Annotated in this window: 17 protein-coding genes; 5 read left to right on the top strand and 12 right to left on the bottom strand. The window is 47.2% G+C overall.

Annotation, left to right across the window (positions count from 1 at the left end; genetic code table 11):
* Position 1: 1 nt before the first annotated feature.
* Complete coding sequence (locus NSQ66_RS01575; protein ID WP_076101176.1) at positions 2–838, bottom strand: DUF6492 family protein; 837 nt, start codon at positions 836–838, stop codon at positions 2–4.
* Positions 839–2,606: 1,768 nt separating this feature from the next.
* Between NSQ66_RS01575 and NSQ66_RS01570 the strand changes: the two genes are divergently transcribed.
* Complete coding sequence (locus NSQ66_RS01570; protein WP_076141407.1) at positions 2,607–4,904, top strand: UvrD-helicase domain-containing protein; 2,298 nt, start codon at positions 2,607–2,609, stop codon at positions 4,902–4,904.
* A 64-nt stretch (positions 4,905–4,968) separates the two neighbouring features.
* Here the strand turns inward: NSQ66_RS01570 and NSQ66_RS01565 are convergent, their stop codons facing one another.
* From NSQ66_RS01565 to NSQ66_RS01555, 3 genes are all read right to left on the bottom strand, one after another.
* Positions 4,969–5,553, bottom strand: a complete 585-nt coding sequence (locus NSQ66_RS01565; RefSeq protein WP_052096720.1) for a 50S ribosomal protein L25 — start codon at positions 5,551–5,553, stop codon at positions 4,969–4,971.
* A gap of 87 nt (positions 5,554–5,640) precedes the next feature.
* A complete protein-coding gene (locus tag NSQ66_RS01560; RefSeq protein WP_076141408.1) occupies positions 5,641–6,585 on the bottom strand; it encodes a DUF1861 family protein in 945 nt (314 codons plus the stop codon).
* Positions 6,551–6,847 carry a helix-turn-helix transcriptional regulator gene (locus NSQ66_RS01555; protein WP_051491502.1) on the bottom strand — a complete coding sequence of 99 codons (297 nt, stop codon included), beginning with the start codon at positions 6,845–6,847 and terminating at the stop codon, positions 6,551–6,553. The genes NSQ66_RS01560 and NSQ66_RS01555 overlap by 35 nt, the downstream gene beginning before the upstream one ends.
* A 216-nt stretch (positions 6,848–7,063) precedes the next feature.
* On the opposite strand from NSQ66_RS01555, the gene NSQ66_RS01550 reads away from it, so the two are divergent.
* The 3 genes from NSQ66_RS01550 to NSQ66_RS01540 are packed head-to-tail and all read left to right on the top strand — an operon-like array spanning position 7,064 to position 10,423.
* Positions 7,064–8,245, top strand: a complete 1,182-nt coding sequence (locus NSQ66_RS01550) for a glycosyltransferase family 4 protein (RefSeq protein WP_036687342.1) — start codon at positions 7,064–7,066, stop codon at positions 8,243–8,245.
* Positions 8,245–9,351 carry a glycosyltransferase gene (locus tag NSQ66_RS01545; protein WP_076107360.1) on the top strand — a complete coding sequence of 369 codons (1,107 nt, stop codon included), beginning with the start codon at positions 8,245–8,247 and terminating at the stop codon, positions 9,349–9,351. Before NSQ66_RS01550 ends, NSQ66_RS01545 begins: the two co-directional genes overlap by 1 nt.
* A complete protein-coding gene (locus NSQ66_RS01540; RefSeq protein WP_036687341.1) occupies positions 9,344–10,423 on the top strand; it encodes a mannose-1-phosphate guanylyltransferase in 1,080 nt (359 codons plus the stop codon). The genes NSQ66_RS01545 and NSQ66_RS01540 overlap by 8 nt, the downstream gene beginning before the upstream one ends.
* 103 nt (positions 10,424–10,526) lie before the next feature.
* On the opposite strand, the gene NSQ66_RS01535 is transcribed toward NSQ66_RS01540, so the two are convergent.
* From NSQ66_RS01535 to NSQ66_RS01505, 7 genes are all read right to left on the bottom strand, one after another.
* Positions 10,527–10,763, bottom strand: coding sequence for a hypothetical protein (locus NSQ66_RS01535; RefSeq protein WP_036687339.1), 237 nt, complete (start codon positions 10,761–10,763; stop codon positions 10,527–10,529).
* A 110-nt stretch (positions 10,764–10,873) separates the two neighbouring features.
* Positions 10,874–11,191 (bottom strand): hypothetical protein, encoded by a 318-nt coding sequence (locus NSQ66_RS01530; RefSeq protein ID WP_036687337.1) that lies wholly within the window; start codon positions 11,189–11,191, stop codon positions 10,874–10,876.
* 57 nt (positions 11,192–11,248) lie between these two features.
* Positions 11,249–12,124 (bottom strand): alkaline phosphatase family protein, encoded by an 876-nt coding sequence (locus NSQ66_RS01525; RefSeq protein ID WP_052096718.1) that lies wholly within the window; start codon positions 12,122–12,124, stop codon positions 11,249–11,251.
* Positions 12,125–12,128: 4 nt separating this feature from the next.
* Positions 12,129–13,172 (bottom strand): ABC transporter ATP-binding protein, encoded by a 1,044-nt coding sequence (locus tag NSQ66_RS01520; RefSeq protein WP_038568274.1) that lies wholly within the window; start codon positions 13,170–13,172, stop codon positions 12,129–12,131.
* Positions 13,169–13,972, bottom strand: a complete 804-nt coding sequence (locus tag NSQ66_RS01515) for an ABC transporter permease subunit (protein WP_051491499.1) — start codon at positions 13,970–13,972, stop codon at positions 13,169–13,171. The genes NSQ66_RS01520 and NSQ66_RS01515 overlap by 4 nt, the downstream gene beginning before the upstream one ends.
* Positions 13,969–14,889: an ABC transporter permease subunit gene (locus tag NSQ66_RS01510; RefSeq protein ID WP_076101167.1), complete on the bottom strand. Its 921-nt coding sequence runs from the start codon at positions 14,887–14,889 to the stop codon at positions 13,969–13,971. The genes NSQ66_RS01515 and NSQ66_RS01510 overlap by 4 nt, the downstream gene beginning before the upstream one ends.
* Positions 14,890–14,980: 91 nt before the next feature.
* Positions 14,981–16,093, bottom strand: a complete 1,113-nt coding sequence (locus NSQ66_RS01505; protein WP_076141409.1) for an extracellular solute-binding protein — start codon at positions 16,091–16,093, stop codon at positions 14,981–14,983.
* A gap of 280 nt (positions 16,094–16,373) precedes the next feature.
* Here NSQ66_RS01505 and NSQ66_RS01500 point away from each other — a divergent pair, with 280 nt between their 5' ends.
* Positions 16,374–17,141: a hypothetical protein gene (locus tag NSQ66_RS01500; protein ID WP_038568271.1), complete on the top strand. Its 768-nt coding sequence runs from the start codon at positions 16,374–16,376 to the stop codon at positions 17,139–17,141.
* Between the two features lie 45 nt (positions 17,142–17,186).
* Here the strand turns inward: NSQ66_RS01500 and NSQ66_RS01495 are convergent, their stop codons facing one another.
* Positions 17,187–17,966: an ABC transporter permease gene (locus tag NSQ66_RS01495; protein WP_076141410.1), complete on the bottom strand. Its 780-nt coding sequence runs from the start codon at positions 17,964–17,966 to the stop codon at positions 17,187–17,189.
* Between the last annotated feature and the right edge of the window lies 1 nt (position 17,967).

Raw genomic sequence — 17,967 nt, 5'->3', positions numbered from 1 at the left:
CCTATCGCCCCCCTGCGCTGGATTTAGCCCCCGGTGTTCTCACATACCCCTTTCGTTTATGAAAAGACAATGATCTATACTTCTCAGCCAGCTGATTCACTCTCTGCTTGGATAGCTGTCCTGCATTCATATGGAGACCTTTATTACGCGCTTTTTGAATCTTCATTCCCTCGCGATTCTTCGAATACAGGTAATTGGCATAGGTTTCGAATTCAGAAAAGGCAAATTGCTTGGAACGGTTCATACTGTGTAAAATAGCTCGATACCAAGGCATTTGGTGTTTTGCTTCTATCTCTCTTTTCATTTGAGCCAATTGACTGCGTTCAAACAGCATATAATGGGTCACAAATGACGATTTTGCGGTCACCTTGCGGCCCATGAGTTTCCTATAGGTTACAAAATACTGTGGTTGGCTCCAGTTCCGGCTGTAAAAGAGTGTCTTGCCGTCCGCCCGAAAACGGTGGGGGGTGATCAGAACGGTATCGGCATCAATAACCAGAAAATAATCCGCCGTGCAGAGCTTGTCGCCATTCAGCTTCAGCAGCTGTTGGAATAGCCAGCCGGAACGTTCCCAGGTGCGTGAGCGATAATGAATGTCTTTTTTCGTAATCGGCAGCACCGTATTCTCATCAATAAAGGTACAGCCTTTTGTGCGACAGAACTCAATCATCCGTTTCTTTTTGGGAGCAACAATTAATATCCGGCCGATGGGATGCTTAACATGCTTTCTAACAGCGTCAATCACATGGGGAAGGGTCTGTAAATCTTTTTCAATCGCGGGAATCAGTACGTCTATAGTAACGGCATGTCTGATGCGGACCTTACTGGGCGAGGGCATAGGGTCATCTCCATATCATGTTTTTGCTTTAGGATATGAGCATGATAGGAAAAGGGAATGGGCATCACAGAATTGTTCAGGGGAGTGGCAAACGTGCGCTGAACAAGTCTGCGATGCGCGGGGCGGAAATTTTTATATTATAAAAATAGAAACAGACCTGCACCCAGCGCCCTTTAGTAGGGCGAATATGCCTCTCATTTCGCCGACACTGCCACATTCCAGCCAATCTACGGGATTTACACCGTACATTTCGCCCACGCAGCCACGATCCAGCTAATCTACGGGATTTATACCGTACATTCCGTCCACGTAGCCACATTCCTGCCTATCTGCGGGATTTATACCGCACATTCCGTCCACGCAGCCACGATCCAGCTAATCTACGGGATTTATACCGCACATTCCGTCTACGCAGCCACGATCCAGCTAATCTGCGGGATTTATACCGCACATTCCGCCCACGCAGCCACAATCCTACCTATCTACGGGATTTATACCGCACATTCCGTCCACGCAGCCACATTCCAGCCTATCTACGGGATTTATACCGTACATTTCGCCCACGCAGCCACGATCCAGCTAATCTGCGGGATTTATACTGTACATTTCGCCTGCGCAGCCACGATCCAGCTAATCTGCGGGATTTATACCGCACATTCCGTCCACGCAGCCACGATCCAGCTAATCTGCGGGATTTATACCGTACATTTCGCCCGCGCAGCCACATTCCAGCCTATCTACGGGATTTATACCGTACATTCCGCCCACGCAGCCACAATCCTACCTATCTACGGGATTTATACCGTACATTTCGCCCGCGCAGCCACAATCCAGCTAATCTGCGGGATTTATACCGTACATTCCGTCCGCGCAGCCACTTTCCAGCCTATCTACGGGATTTATACCGTACATTTCACCCACGCAGCCACGATCCAGCTAATCTGCGGGATTTATACCGTACATTCCGCCCGCACAGCCACGATCCAGCTAATCTGCGGGATTTATGCCTCACATTCCGCCGACACTGCCACATTCCAGCTAATCTGCGGGATTTATGCCTCACATTCCGCCGACACTGCCACATTCCAGCTAATCTACGGGATTTATACCGTACATTCCGTCCACGTAGCCACAATCCTACCTATCTACGGGATTTATACTGTACATTTCGCCCGCGCAGCCACGATCCAGCTAATCTACGGGATTTATACCGTACATTCCGTCCACGTAGCCACATTCCAGCTAATCTGCGGGATTTATACCGCACATTCCGCCCACGCAGCCACATTCCTGCCAATCTACGGGATTTATACCGTACATTCCGCCCACGTAGCCACATTCCTGCCTATCTGCGGGATTTATACCGTACATTCCGCCCACGCAGCCACATTCCAGCTAATCTGCGGGATTTATACCGTACATTCCGCCCACGCAGCCACAATCCTACCTATCTACGGGATTTTTACCGTACATTTCACCCGCGCAGCCACATTCCAGCTAATCTACGGGATTTATACCGCACATTCCGTCCACGCAGCCACATTCCGGCCTATCTACGGGATTTATACCACCGTTGTGTCCCACTCCCACACCAATCCCCAGATTTTTACTGGCTCAATATCCAACACTTTTCCTGTGCAGCAAAAAGCTTGGGATGGTATATTGTAGATTGGCTAAATTTTCGGCACATTTTAAGATGAACTCAAACATCATAGAACTAGGTTTGTTGAGATCACTACTCTATACAGAAATAATGAAGGTGAATCTATTGAATAAGCTTTTATTTCATACTATCCCGCTGGGAGCTACTGGTGAGCGGATCCCGCAAGCGGCTGTGGCCTCAGCGCAGACAAGCCAAGAACTGGTGAAGCGGGAGGATGAGGACTCCGCTTATTTCCGCAGGCTGGAAGAAGGCGGCATCCTGCTCAACCGTCCGCAGATTTCTGCGGTACGGCATCATAAAGGGCCGCTTCTAACACTGGCCGGCGCAGGCTCCGGCAAAACCTCGGTTCTGATCTGCAGAACCGGTTATTTGTTGTCCGTGCGCGGCGTCTCGCCAAGTCAGCTGCTATTGCTGACTTTTTCGAGTAAAGCTGCGGCGGAAATGCGCGAACGGATCGCCCTATTGCCGGGAGTAGGCCCAGCGGACGTCGCGCGGCTGCAAGCCCGTACTTTTCATTCCTTTTTCTTATTTTTCTTGCGCAGACAAGGATTGCAGCAAGAAATTTTCAGTGAGACGCGGCGCCAGCACATCCTGTTGAAACAAATCATGCGTGAGCTCGGGCTACCTAAAGATGCCTATCCACCGGAAACGCTACTCTCCCTGCTCTCTTCCTGCAAGATGAACATGGGTACCGTAGAAGGCTTGCCTGAAGGAACCACCGCTGAAAAAGAAATGAAATCCATTCTGGAAATCTACGAACAATGGAAACTAGACAATTTCAAAATCGACTTCGATGATGTCCTCTTAATCGCCTATCGGATGCTGAAGGAGCGTCCAACGCTTTTGCAGGAATTGCAGATGAGATATCTATACGTGATGGTGGATGAGTTTCAGGATACCAATGCCTTGCAGTACGAGTTAGTCAAAATGATTGCTCACCCGCAGCATAATCTGATGGTAGTTGGCGACGATGACCAGACGATTTATTCCTTCAACGGGGCACGCAGTGAATTCATTCTGGAATTCGAGAAGCTGTACCCGGGAGCAAGGGTTATTACACTTGATATTAATTACCGCTCTGGTCCAGCTATAGTCGGGCTCGGCAACGGTATTATCCGGCACAATACGCGCCGGCGTTCCAAAACCCTGCAAGCTGCCAAAGGCAGCGGGAGTCAGCCCCGGTATATGCGTCCGCAGACAGCAGACGAGGAAGCTGAGCAGATGGTTGAGCATATTTTAAACGAGGTTTCGAGCGGCAAAAGAGAATATAGCGACTTCGCCATGTTATATAGAGCGTCCAGCAGCAACCGGGCCGTTCTGGAATTACTTCTTTTACGCGATATTCCCTATATTGATTATGGAGAAGGCCAATTACTGTACGAACACTGGCTAATTTCCCCGGTCGTGGATCATATGCGTCTCTCCGTGAATCGGCGGAATTTTGCGGCTATGGAGAACATCCTGCCTACTCTATATATGAACCGTGAAAAAGGTATGAATCACATCCGGCAGATGGAAGCCAGACAACCAAAGCAAGGCCCACTAATCCATCTGTTGTCCATGCCCGGCATGGAGGATTTCAAGGGCACTAAGCTTAGAGAGCGGCTGGATCTAATTCGCAATATGCGCGAGTTAACCCCAGTCCAAGCGATTCGCCAGATCCGCACGCAATTCTATGATTATTTCATCGAAGCGAATGAGCGGCATCAAGCAACCTTGCATCGCGAAACGTTAAAAGAAATGCTAGATGAACTAGAATCGTCTGCAGAGCGATTTGATAGTATTCCTGCCTTTCTAGATTTCATAGATAATGTTACGGAACGTAATGAACATAATCGTCAGCCAAGCACCAAAGAACAAGGGAATCGGATCGCGCTTATGACCATTCACAAATCCAAGGGCTTAGAGTTTCCTGTGGTCTTTTTGATTGGAGCCTCTGAAGGAATTCTTCCGCATAGCTCCGCACTGGAGGGCGACCGGCTCAAGGACCGCAAGCTGGCCGCTGCAAATAGTGGTAGTTCAAGCTTGGCTGCACTGGAAGAGGAGCGAAGACTGGCTTACGTAGCTGTTACTAGAGCCCGGGAAGAGCTATTTATCAGTTCACCTGCGAGGCATCGGGGCAAAAAAGCAGAGGTCTCCCGCTTCATGTTATCAGCCTTCCGCTCTGCTGTTTCTTCCACAGCAACGACTACGGTGAGCAGAACAGTAACAACAAGATCCTTACCTACCAGTCGCACAACTGCGACAAGAACCCATGTCGTTCCAGTATGGAATTGTACCAGCAATACCTGTCCTGGCTGGACACGCATGAAAGCGGGCGGAGCTGAGGATCATTTAACCTCAAAGCCCTGCCCGTTATGTAGTTCCTCTATGGCAAAGGACCAACGAGAAGTTCCTGTATGATTCAACGCAAAAAAAGCAAGTTTCCTCTTCCCTGGAAACTTGCTTTTTTAATAAAAATATAGGTTTAGGCTGGAGTTACTACCGCTTCTTCTTCCTCTTCTTCATGCACGGTCTTGATCTGGATCATTACGGTTGACGGTTCGGTCAACACTTCAATCCCGTCCTTAAAGATCAGATCAGAGACAAGCAATTGGTCGCCAATATCCAATCCGCTAATATCCACTTCCATGGAGGTAGGAAGATCTTCAGGCATACAGCGAACTTCCACTTCATAAATTTCAACCTGAAGCGTACCGCCTGCTTTAATACCTACGGCTTCACCTGCAAAATGAATAGTCACCTTGCTGTCCATGCTCTTTTTCATATTTACATGTTGAAAATCAATATGCAGAATTTTGCCGGACAGGGTATCCTTCTGAATGTTCTGAACCACGACCGGAACCTCTAGATCTTCCGATACCTTACCTTGCAGAATTGCGCGCGGATTCTTTTTGAGAATGTCCAGAAGTTCTTTTTCATTCACTTCCAACGTCAGAGTCTCTTTACCAATACCATATAATACAGCCGGAATACGTCCTTGCTTACGCGCCTGATTGATGTTGGACTTGGTGTCAGTCTTACGTGTGTTGAATTGAATAAACTTATTCATTGGGTTTCCCGCTCTCTTTGACCATAAATTCTTGTCACACTAAGTGTAACATGACCATATAATCTAGTCAAACCAACTGAAAGAACGCTAGGATTCATATTCGTCAAACGGGTCCGCGATCTCAATCTGATACGCTTCTGCGTCACTCACCCCTACAGACAATACCGCCCGGCCTCCTCCAAGACGTTTCAAGCCACCGCTGAAGATGACATCCTCCAGTTCTTTGCGCTTGCCCGGGCCCGCCGGAAAATCACTGCGGACTGCTATTATTTTGACCGGAGTTGCCTTATAAGTCTCAGAATTCAGCGAAAAAGCCATGGCATAATAGTGTTTGTTTCCGGCGCTATCGAAGCAAGCAATGTGGCCCAACACGCCCACCTTCCCACCCCGCAGCAGATGAGCTTCATTGGCTCCACCCCACTCTTCGGGCACGAATTGATCCTGTAGCACCTCGGCATCAATAAAGGTCTGCTCATTCAGTTCGTCCAGCGAAGGAATCACTGTGAACCCAATCTGCCCTCGCCCACCCCGTTCGCCCTGCGGCCGGGTAAATACGCCTACACTGCCATTATCAAGCTCGATAAGCCGGATATCCTTCATCGTGCCGGGGCCTGAAGAAAAGTGGGTCAAAGAATCGATGTGATAACCCCGGTAGAACTGGGTCACCCAGGAGATAATCCGATGCGGATCATCCGCTGCCGTAATCACTTCCACCCCGCCCACAATAAGTTCCCCCCTGATCCGGGTCCAGCACGGGTCCTGTAAATTGTACGTATGCGTATGCGCACGAGGTCTCCAAACCCCATCATGGCATGTAAAAAAGAAGACTTGAGAGAACTCACTGTCCCGTTCCTCAACTCTTCCCATTAGTACCTCTTCCCCGTTATACATAAACGGGGCGGTTATATTATAGACATCCCGGTGCCCAACACCGGTGAACGTCAGTTTATTTACAGTGGTTGTACCGCGTCCGGCATGATATGTATCCAGAAGCTGCTTACAGGTGGCTGTCTGTGCCGGGTTCCTTGTCATCGCCGTCCTCCTCATAATCATTTGAACGATCGATCACCCAATCGTTGTCTTCCGCATCCATGGCAATCAGCTCGCCGGGCTGGACATTAAAGTATACACATAATTTTAGCAACAGATCCCTTGGATACTGCACCATCTCATTCTTATACATTCGGCGTACCGAATCAAAATGGTAATTGATCTCTTTAGCAAGCTTGCGGATCGATAATTTCGGATCATGCCTCTCCATGACCTCACTCAGTTTACTGCGTATGACTGGCATTCATACACCTCCTCCAATAATATATCCGTACTAACCCCAAGGCGTCAATCGAATTGACAAGATAAAACGGTCATGTTACAGTTGGATTAGGAAATAATTTGCAACATTTCTAATTTTAGAAAACCAAATACCTTTCCCTATTCAGAAAATAGAGTCTTCTTTATTTTCTTTTTTTGTATCCAGACCAATCGCAAGACCATTAGGGAGGCTCTTTGAATGAAAAATACAGTCCGTAATCACAACATCGTGTTCCTGGGAACCAGTCTGCCGCGAGAGTGCGGTATCGCCACGTTCACACAGGATCTGCTAGATGAACTTATCCACCTTCCCGGCTTTAACCCGCCCCGGATTATTGCCATAAACAACAATGAAACCTACGCTTACGATCAGCAGGTAATACGGCAGATCGACCAGCATAATTACGCAGATTATATAGATACGGCCGATTTCCTCAACAATTCTGATACCGATTTGTTGGTCATCCAACATGAATTTGGCATCTACGGCGGAGAAAGCGGTGAATACCTGCTCCCCTTTGTCGAACGTTTGAACATTCCGTATGTTGTTGTTTTTCACACAGTGTTGACCAAGCCCTCCCCTAAGCAGCATCAGATCATCCGATGTCTGGCCGAGCGTAGCGTGCAGGTCGTGACGATGGCAGAATCAACCCTTACCGATTTATCTACTATTTATGAGATCCCAGTTTCCAAAATCACATTCATCCATCACGGTGTCCCTCAAGTTAGCACAGCCTCACGCACCAGCCTTAAAGCACAATACGGTTATCCAGACCGCAAGATCCTCTCCACCTTCGGCTTCCTCAGTCCCGGCAAAGGGATTGAATACAGCATCGAAGCCATGCGCGGCGTGGTCAAGCGCCATCCCGAAGCACTTTACATTGTCTGGGGCAAGACCCATCCGGTCGTCAAGCTGGAATCCGGGGAAGTTTACCGCCAGAAACTGACGGACCTCGTAGAAATGTTTGACTTGCAGGACAATGTCCAATTCGTCGATAAGTTGCTGACCCAAGAAGAAGTAATAGAGTCCTTGGTCATGTCAGATATCTATGTGACTCCTTATCTGGGTAAGGATCAGGCCGTCAGCGGCACCCTGGCCTACGGAGTCGGTTATGGCCGGGTCATCGTGTCGACCCCTTACCGCTACGCCCAGGAAATGCTGGCAGAAGGCCGCGGTCTACTGGCTGATTTTCATGATTCTGCTTCCTTGGAAGCCTGCATTTTGCGCTTGCTGAACAGCCCTGCTCTGGTGCAAACGATGGAAGACCGCACGTTGAAGCTCGGGCTCACTATGCGCTGGAACGAAATCGCCAAAATCTATGCCGCCTTGTTCCACAGCCATATCCAGAGCTCGGCGTCAGCTGATCGGAGCGTGATTTAATGGAAACCTCCACCACAGTACAGTCTAAACCAGGCTATATGCGCAGAATCACGGACGATACAGGAATCTTTCAGCATACCAAGTTTGGGGTTCCGGACCGTTCCAAGGGCTACACTACCGATGATAATGCCCGCGCCCTGATTGCTGCGGTCTTAATGTACGAGAATTCCCGGGATGCCGTGGCACTCGATCTCATTCATACGTATATCTCTTTTATCTATCATTCCCAGACAGCGGACGGCAATTTTCGCAATTTCATGGATTATAACCGCTCCTTTATAGAGGATAAAGGTTCTGAAGATTGCCAGGGACGTACCTTGTGGGCACTAGGGTTCGCCTTGTCGCATGCAGCTTCCCTGCCTGACAACCTGATGAATACCTGCCGGTATTTGATCAATCAGGCACTGCCGCATCTGGAAGCCTTGGGCTCACCTCGGGCCGGAGCCTATGCCATCATCGGCTTAAGTTATCTTACCGAAGCACCCGGCCCATTAGGTTATGCTTTTCCATACCCGCATACTGAAAACACGACCGAAGAAGCCGCCTTTCTGCCAAGGGCAACCATTGAGAGTCTGATCGAAAATATTGCGGTTCGGCTGCATAATCAATATACCCGCTATAAGGGGCACGGCTGGAATTGGTTCGAGGACAGCATCACTTATGGCAATTCCATGCTGCCCTGGGCTCTGCTTCGGGCCTACCTAATCTCCGGGAATAAAAACCTGCGGGAGACCGCCAAGGAAAGCCTGGATTTCCTAGCTTCAACCACCTTCTCCAGCAAAGGCTACTATAAACCGATCGGCAGCCATGGCTGGCTGCTGCGCGATGGGCTGGCTGCACCCTATGATGAACAGCCCATTGAAGCCTGCGAGATGCTGCTGGCCTGCCGGGAAGCAGCTGTTGTTCTTGAGGACCCCTCTTATCTTGCGCAGGCAGAATTATGCTACAACTGGTATCTAGGGCATAATTCCTTGGGAATCCCCCTAATCGATCCGCAGACTGGTGCTTGTTATGACGGTATTCATGCGGCGGGGCTCAACCTGAATCAAGGCTCGGAGAGCATTATATCCTTCACAATTGCCCGGTTGGTGATGCATCATGAATAAATATGCTACGATCCTAGCCGGCGGGGGCGGAACACGGTTTTGGCCCCTGTCCAGACAAGAAATCCCAAAGCAGCTGCTGAACATTAGTGGCAACGACATTATGTTAAACGATACGATTGAACGCTTCAAAGGGATTATTCCTCAGGAGAATACAGTTATCGTTACTAATCGTACCCAAGCAGTATTGTTGGAGAGTATTATGCACAGCAGCGTTCTCAAAGCTAATATTCTAATTGAACCTGTGGCGCGAAATACAGCCGCTAGCATTCTTTTTGCAGCATTATCTATAGAGAAGTCTCATGGCAATTCTTTAATGGTCGTCCTTCCTTCCGATCACTATATAACGGATGAGGAACAATTCCGTCTTACACTAGACGAAGCCTGTACTGTTGCCATGGAGTCAGACAAAATAGTAACCATCGGAATCAAGCCTACTTTCCCATCTACTGGCTACGGCTATATTGCCTTTGATAAGACGCCGATTGCGACAAGCCCAGTGGCTGTATATGATGTAGATGAATTTGTAGAGAAACCAAACTTTCAGAATGCACAGAGTTATCTGGCATCCGGTAATTATCTATGGAATAGTGGGATTTTTATTTGGCAGACCTCTGTCATTATTGATAATTTCAAACGTTATCTACCTCGACTCTACAAAACCATGCTGCCCATCAGTGATTGTTTGGGTACAGATCAGGAAGAGGAAGTTATTAATGCCATCTACCCAACGCTTCAGAATATTTCGATTGATTACGGCATTTTAGAACGCTCTGATGAAGTTGTCGTGCTTTCCGGACAATTTGGCTGGAATGATATCGGTAGCTGGGATGCACTGGGTTCAATCTTCCCTCCGGATGATGCAGGCAACATTATAAAAGCAAATCATGTGGGAATAGATACCCATAACTCAATCATTTATGGAAATGGCAGACTTATCACGACCATTGGTGTAGACGGGTTCATCATTGCGGATACTGGGGATGCACTGTTAATCTGTCCCAAGGATAAAGCGCAGTCAGTCAAAGATATCGTGGAGCTTCTAAAGGAACAGGGAATGACAGAATATATCTAACTAAAAAGAATGCAAAAAGACGGGCCATTGCAGTACATGCATGGTCCGTTTTTTAACTAATTATATAAGTTGAACAGTTTGTACATGTTTGGAAGCGCCAAACTTAGGTCCAAGCCCACAAGAACCCGTCTCGATCCCAAGCAATTCTCCCGCCATGGAGTTTCCGGAAAGCTTTCTTCACTTCTTTGGAGAGTGAGGCATTGCCGTTCTCATTCACAAATACAAATTGTTCTCCAAAATTCTCTTTCACATATTCAATCGCCGCCGTCTGATGCAAGGTACCCGTAAAACGAATCTCCTTCACCATCCATTCTGCTACTTCTTGTGCGGTTATTTCCATATGGATGCGCCTCCTCTCTGTGCTTACTGCTAAAATGTGCCCTCATTATAACATGAATACAGCCCAACCGGACAAACGTCCGAATTGGGCTGTATTGAAGTCATTTTACATCACTGTGGATAGATATGGTTCGAAGGATAACGGGACTTCTGTCCTCCACTCACCATCAACAGAATCCCAGTAATTAAGTGCAAGAACCAGCCCACAAAAGGAATCCATGCCAATAAAGAAGTTATAATTCCTAGCACTGAACCGTAGATAGACTCACGGTCTCTTGAAGATAAAATCAATGTAATCACATGTAGAATAAACATCAACCCCAGAACGGAATACCCCGTGCCAATAACAATAGCAGCACCCAGGATTGGAATTGCCAAAATAATTTCACAGGAACCCGTAATCCATTTCATAGCTTTAGAAGCGCTCAATAGACAACCTCCTAATTGGTTGAAATATATGATTTTTCTCGTGCTAATTATTTTATTTCATACCAACGGCAAAGGTTCTTCCACTTTGTCATGGGATTGCTTCTGCACAAGTGGAGGCAAGCCCTCCTTACTCATTGCTGCCGAAGGGGCCAGCCCCAAACAGTGGCACATTAAAGGAGCCAGTCGCAGCTGTGGCAGTACTTCTTCCTCTTTTTCCGAAGATAATACATCTACCCCAAACGTATATAATGGCACATCTCGCTCGGAAGGGGTTATCCCGCCGTGGTACCCATTTGCGTTCATTCCATGATCTGCCGTAATCATAATCTTATAGCCCTGTTCCATCCAAATGGGCAAAACAGTGGCCAACAGACCGTCAGCATTACGCACTGAAAACTCATATTCCTTGCTCTCTCCGCCATAACGATGCCCGGCGTCATCTATATTCATGGAGTGAATGTATAGGAAATGCGGATCATAGGCACTCCGTAAATACACAGCGTCGGCAAACACATGACTGTCGGGATAGTGATCCTCGAAATAAAAACTGCCATGCTGAATGGGCTTCATCACATTGTGCTGATGGCGATCAGCAAGCGGATCAAAAGGGGCCGAATTATAAAGCTCACTGACCCAATGATAGGCGACAGCAGCTGTGCGCAAATTAGCGCCCACTGCCAGATGGAATACGCTCTCTTCATGGCTTGGTCTCACAATATGGTTAGCCGTAATTCCATTTTTGGACACGGGTGTACCCGTCAAGAGCACTTCATAAAGCGGGCGTGACAGACTGGGTAATTCCGATTTCACTCGGTGACATGATATTTTCCCCTGCTCCACCAGATGCTCCATATACCCCATATATTCACGTGCGGCCTCATATCTAAGTCCGTCCAACACTACCACAATAAGTTTATTGTTCATTTCAGTCATCTTATTACGCTCCCTCTCGTTCCAGATGCAGCAGCTCAGAAGGGTTCAGAGCCAAGGTGACGTTAGCCCCTTCCACCAGCCTCAGCCAGCGTCCGTCATTTAAAAGATCAACCGTTAAAGAAATGTCTTCCACCTCTACCGTACACCTAACAATATTGCCCAATACGGAGACAGATTTAATGATGCCATCCACCAGTTGCAGTCCGGCAGCAACCTCGTGAAGTCCCGCGCCCTCATGCAGCAGCGTAACCGCCTCAGGCCGAATAGCAAATCGGTCCTTCGTGCTATCTATCCCCCGGAACAACGTCATCACTTCTGATCGGGTCAATACATTGTAACTGCCCATAAACCGGGCAACGAACTCTGTTCGTGGTGCGGAGTACAACCCCTCAGGTGTGCCATCCTGCACAATCCGGCCACCATTCATAATACAGATGCGGTCAGAAAGAATCAGTGCTTCCTCCTGATCATGCGTCACGAATAGTGTCGTCATGTTAAACCTTTTTTGAATATCACGGATTTCAGCACGTAAATTCTTGCGTATCTTAGCATCTAGTGCGCTTAAGGGTTCATCCAGCAGCAATACTTTGGGCTGCACCGCTAGAGAACGAGCCAGCGCTACCCGCTGCTGCTGTCCACCAGAGAGGGACTGCGGATATACATCCCGTTTATCCTCCAGATCGACCAATGCCAGCAATTCCGCGCAGCGATGATGGCGGGCTGATTTCGATAGTCCCCGCATTTTCATTCCATACTCGATATTTTGGCTCACCGTCAGATTGGGGAACAAGGCATAAGACTGAAACACCATTCCTACCTCGCGCTTACGGGGCGGCAAACTTCCCAGATCTTTATTTTCCAAAAGAATTCTGCCGCCATCCAGCTCTGAAAGACCGGCTATGCAGCGTAGCAATGTGCTTTTTCCACAACCGGAGGGGCCTAGCAGTGTCACAAGCTCACCTTCACGGATCTCCAAATCAACATTGTCTAACACACAGGTATTCCCAAACATTTTGCGTACACCCTGCAGCTTTAGATAATCATTCATCCCTTAATACCTCCCCCCATCTTTTTACCGAGCTTCATTAGTACCATCGAAAGAATTAGAATAAACAGAAAATAAGAGATCGCAATCGCACTGGCCAAATGTCCACTTTCACCAACCCTTTGATATAGATATACCTGAATCGTCTGAATATGTCCGCCAACTAACATGTTCGTAAGAACAAATTCGCCGAATAGAACTGAAAATGATAACAGTGTAGAGACGATAACCCCAGGCCATATATTAGGCAAAATCACATTCAAGAAGGCCGTTCTTCGGCGGGCACCAAGCAGCTCCGCAGCATGCAGCAGTTCTACGGCATTAACCGTTAACAGACTATTGCGAATGCCCTGATACATATAGGGAAGGATGACCACAAAATATGCGCCCACCAATAAATACGCTGTTCCAGCGATATCAAAAGGACCAGAGGAATAGGTACGAATAAGACCTACCGCAGCCACAACACCAGGCACCGCATAAGGCAAAACAACAATACCTTTCATAAAGCTCTCCCAGCGCGGAAAATAGAGGGTGATGACAAAAACAGCTGGCAGCATCACGGCCAGACTCAGCACCACGCTGATCAGGCATAAATAAAGCGAGGTCCAAAGCGCCTCCAGAAAGCGAATATCCTCAAACATTTCCCCAAACCAATTCAAGGTCCAAGCTCGGGGCAGCAGGGTATTCTGCCAGTCTTGTGCAAAAGCATAAATACCCGTCGCCAAAAGAGGAAGCAGCAAATACACCATGAGCAGCAGCATGAAGGTGCGTGGAGCGAAGCCTGCTTTGCGTATATTCATTGCCCTACCTCCTCACGAGCTGTCCATAAACGCCGGGGAGCTGTGGTTTTCACATCCGGTTTACTGAGCGCTTTCGTTCCGAACCTCTCCGCGCGCCGCACCATTAAATGGTTCAGATAAACCGCCAAAATCGTAGTCAGACCAAGAAGAACAGCAAGCGTACTCCCCATTTGTGGCTGTGTAACCACATCTCCGGCAACCAGTGAACCGATACGTACCGCCAACAGATTGTAATTTCCGCCAACCAATGCGTAAGCCGTGGCATAAGCACCCATTGCATTAGCAAAAAGAATTCCAAGTGTGCCAAAGATCGCTGGAGTTAGAATAGGCAGGCCAATCGTCTTCCAGAACTGCCAAGGCCCAGCCCCCAGTAAAGACGCTGCCTCTCTCCACTGCTCACGGATTCCGTAAAAGGACGGGTACAAAAGCAATAAGGCTAACGGAACCTGAAAGTATACATACACCAGTATTAGACCTGACCAGCTATATAGATCAAAATCGGCAAAAACACTCCAGCCCCACTGTTTAAATAAGAGTGTAAACACCCCATTATTTCCGAGCAAAATGATATAAGCAAACGCCAGCGGAACACCTGCGAAATTAGAGGTCATATTCGACAGCATTAGAAGTCTATCGCGTACTCTCGGGGTAAACCGGGTAATGCAATAAGCACAAAAAAGTCCGACAATGATCCCTATCAGACTTGAGGTTATGGAGATTAGCAGACTGTTCTTAATCGCCTGCATGTAATAGGCACTTTGCAACGCATGCAGATAATTGCCTAACGTAAATCCCGTTCCGTCCGCTGTGCGTAAGCTTCCCGTCAGCATGGATATTATAGGTACCAGTTGAAAGGCTAACACCATTAGTGCAAATGGAATAAGTGCCAGGATCACACCGCGGCTTCTTTGTTTCATCTTACTCGCTCCTTGTCGCGGGAATAGAACAAAGGCGCCTTACGGCATCATGACGAAGGCGCCCTGCTTCTTTTTTGGGGAGAAATGCATACTAGTTCAAATGCACAAGCACACGTTCCTGCCACAATTGAGGAATGGTTTTTGCCGTCTCTTCCCATACCTTGTAATCACCAACAGGCTTAGCGTTGACATATTCGTCTTTTGGTAGCAGCTTAGCTGCAACATCATCCGGCAACGTTACACTGTCACGGATCGGACGAGCGTAACCTTTGGCAAGATTAATCTGTCCTTCATCACTAAGGATGTATTGGCGTGTAAGCTTCGCCGCGTTAGGATGCGGCGCATATTTGTTGATGATCGTGGCATACCCGCTCACGACACTGCCTTCTTGTGGAATGGCTACAGCGAAGCCATCTTTGTTGATCTGGTCTCTATAATTCAAAGCGTTGAAATCCCACAGCAGGGTAACTTCCACTTCACCTTTTTCAATGTTGGCAAGGGAAGCCTCTGCATTGGAGAGACGTCCTTTTTTAGCTAAATCCTCGAAAAAAGCAATCCCTGGTTCAATGTTCGACTCGTCGCCACCAAAGGCAATCGCTGCGGCCAATACAGCCATCTGTGCTTGAGCAGCTTTGGTTACATCACCAACGATGATTTTGTAATTGCCGTTCTTCAGATCTTCCCAGCTCTTCGGCGGATTCGCCACGAGCTTAGTGTTAGTCAGAAAAGAGATGGTGCCTTGATAGCCTACGATCCAATTTCCGTCCTTGTCCTTAGCCCAATCAGGGATTTCATCCCAGTAGGATGTTTTATAAGGCTGTGTTACCCCTTTCTCCACGGCAACCGATCCAAACGCAATCCCCACATCTCCGATGTCGGCCGTTGGTTTGTCTTTTTCCGCATCAAACTTGGCAATTTCCTCCGCGCTCGACATATCGGTATCCGAATGTGTAAGACCATACTTACTGTCCATATCACTCCATGTATCTTTCCAGTTCGCCCAAGAATCCGGCATTCCTACACTGACGATACTGCCCTCTTCTTTAGCTTTACTCTCGATCTCAGTCAGACTTAATTCTTTGGTGCCAGCCTTTCCATTCGTTGTTTCTTCAGCCTTGGCTGAATTTCCACAAGCAGCAAGCAACAGGACGAGCAAGGATAACATTAGACCCATTGATAATTGATTTTTGATCCCTTTTTTCATGATTTCCCCTTCACTCCTATTTCTTATTTGCGGGCTTCTTTATGCTCCAACTGTTAGGCACCCAATTGCAGTATAGGCGTGTACTATTTTCGCGGCATTAAGGAGAATAGGAATATTTGTAAATAAAAAGAAACGACCTGTCGTCTTTTTTAGATGACCGCCGTTTCCCTTAGAAATATTTTTATGAAAATAATTACATTAATTACACTAAAATAGAACTTTACTGATGTATAGTAGTATTTATTCATAATAAGAAATGACCCTCAGAGGAGCTTGAAAAATGCCGTTTACAAAAATTCAGATGGTAACAGGTTTATTTCTATGTACTTTGCTTATCTCAGCTTGCAACAATGCAGCTACTCCTCCTAAAAATAACACGCCAGATACAAGTAATAAAATCATTCAAATAAACAGTGATCTTTACACCCTCCCATTACGTGATCAGAATACAGAACAATACAACTACGCTGTCAAAACCTCTGCCGGTATCGCATGGTTGCCAGCTCCAAAAATGAGCATTGCCCCTGGAACAGAAGCAAATCCATTTTATTTTCCAACAGAGCCATTCACTTTCTATTTAAGTTCTCCTAATGAAAAATCACTAGCTGTAGAAAAGTCCAAGAAGCTATTGACGTTACCTTTAAATGATGGCGATGCTGTTCTGGTGGTTAGCGGCGTTTTTGGATTAGATGATTATATCCTCTATCATACCTTTTCCATTTTCACTGATGGAGCTCAGCCGATACGAGAACAAGCTTGGGTGATGAAAGTAGACGATCCAACATCTAATAAAGAAATTGCTCAATTCCATTCATCTGGAGGTAAATTTTATAGTTATGCAGTTGATGAAAAAGAAAAACTTTATCTATCGGTTTCCATACTTCCTGGAAACGCAGATGGTAGCTATAGTTACGAAGTTTATATTTATAATCTTCTGACTGGCAACAAAGAAAAAATAAATGATTATTCTCTTAATCCCTCATCACTGGATTCCATCCAATTTACTTACAATGACAAGAAATATTCGTATAAACTTCAGTCCAAGTAAAAAACTGCCCGACATTTCCAGGCAGTTTTACATGTATGAATATAACTACCGTCTACGCGCTGCCACACTGACAACACCGTATCTGTAAAGCACCTTCTTACCGAACCAGCCAAAAATCCGATCCGTAAAGAAGCCCATAAAGCCAAGGCAGAACAACCCGACAAAGATCCAATCCGTACGGAAAAACAACCGGGAATTCCAGATCAGATAACCTACGCCTTCGTTCGAAGCAATCATTTCCGCGCCGATAATCGCCATATATGAGGTGCCCATCGCTAAGCGGATACCCGTAAAAATATAAGGAATCGTCGCCGGAACGACCACATGAATCAGAATTTGCCACTCACTGGCGCCCATACTGCGGGCTGAGCGGATTTTGTCCTCTTCCACGGACATCACACCGGTTAAAGTATTCAGCACCACGATAAAAAAGGTAGCGTACATAATTAACGCAATCTTCGACTGCTCCCCAATACCAAACCATACTAGGAACAAAGTAATGAATGCAATCGGCGGGATAAAACGGATAAAGTTCAGGAAAGGCTCCGCAAAAATACGGATCAAGTTCACCTTCCCAATGATTAGTCCTACTGGAATCGCCAGTAAACTGCCGAGTACCCAACCAATGAGCACCCGATAAAAGCTAATCCCTATATATTGCAGCAAGGTTCCGTCTTCCAGCAGCTCCCGTCCGCCCTTAAGTGTACTCCATGGTCCGGGGATCACATCGGGGCCATAGATTACAGCTCCAAGCTGCCAGACGCAGAGCGCGGTAATCCATAGAAGGGTTACGGAAACCCACTTCTTCTCCACCCATTTCCTCATC

Origin of the sequence: Paenibacillus sp. FSL H3-0329 (assembly GCF_037963285.1) — a bacterium.
GTDB lineage: Bacteria > Bacillota > Bacilli > Paenibacillales > Paenibacillaceae > Paenibacillus_AQ > Paenibacillus_AQ odorifer.
This window is presented reverse-complemented; position numbering and strand designations above follow the sequence as displayed.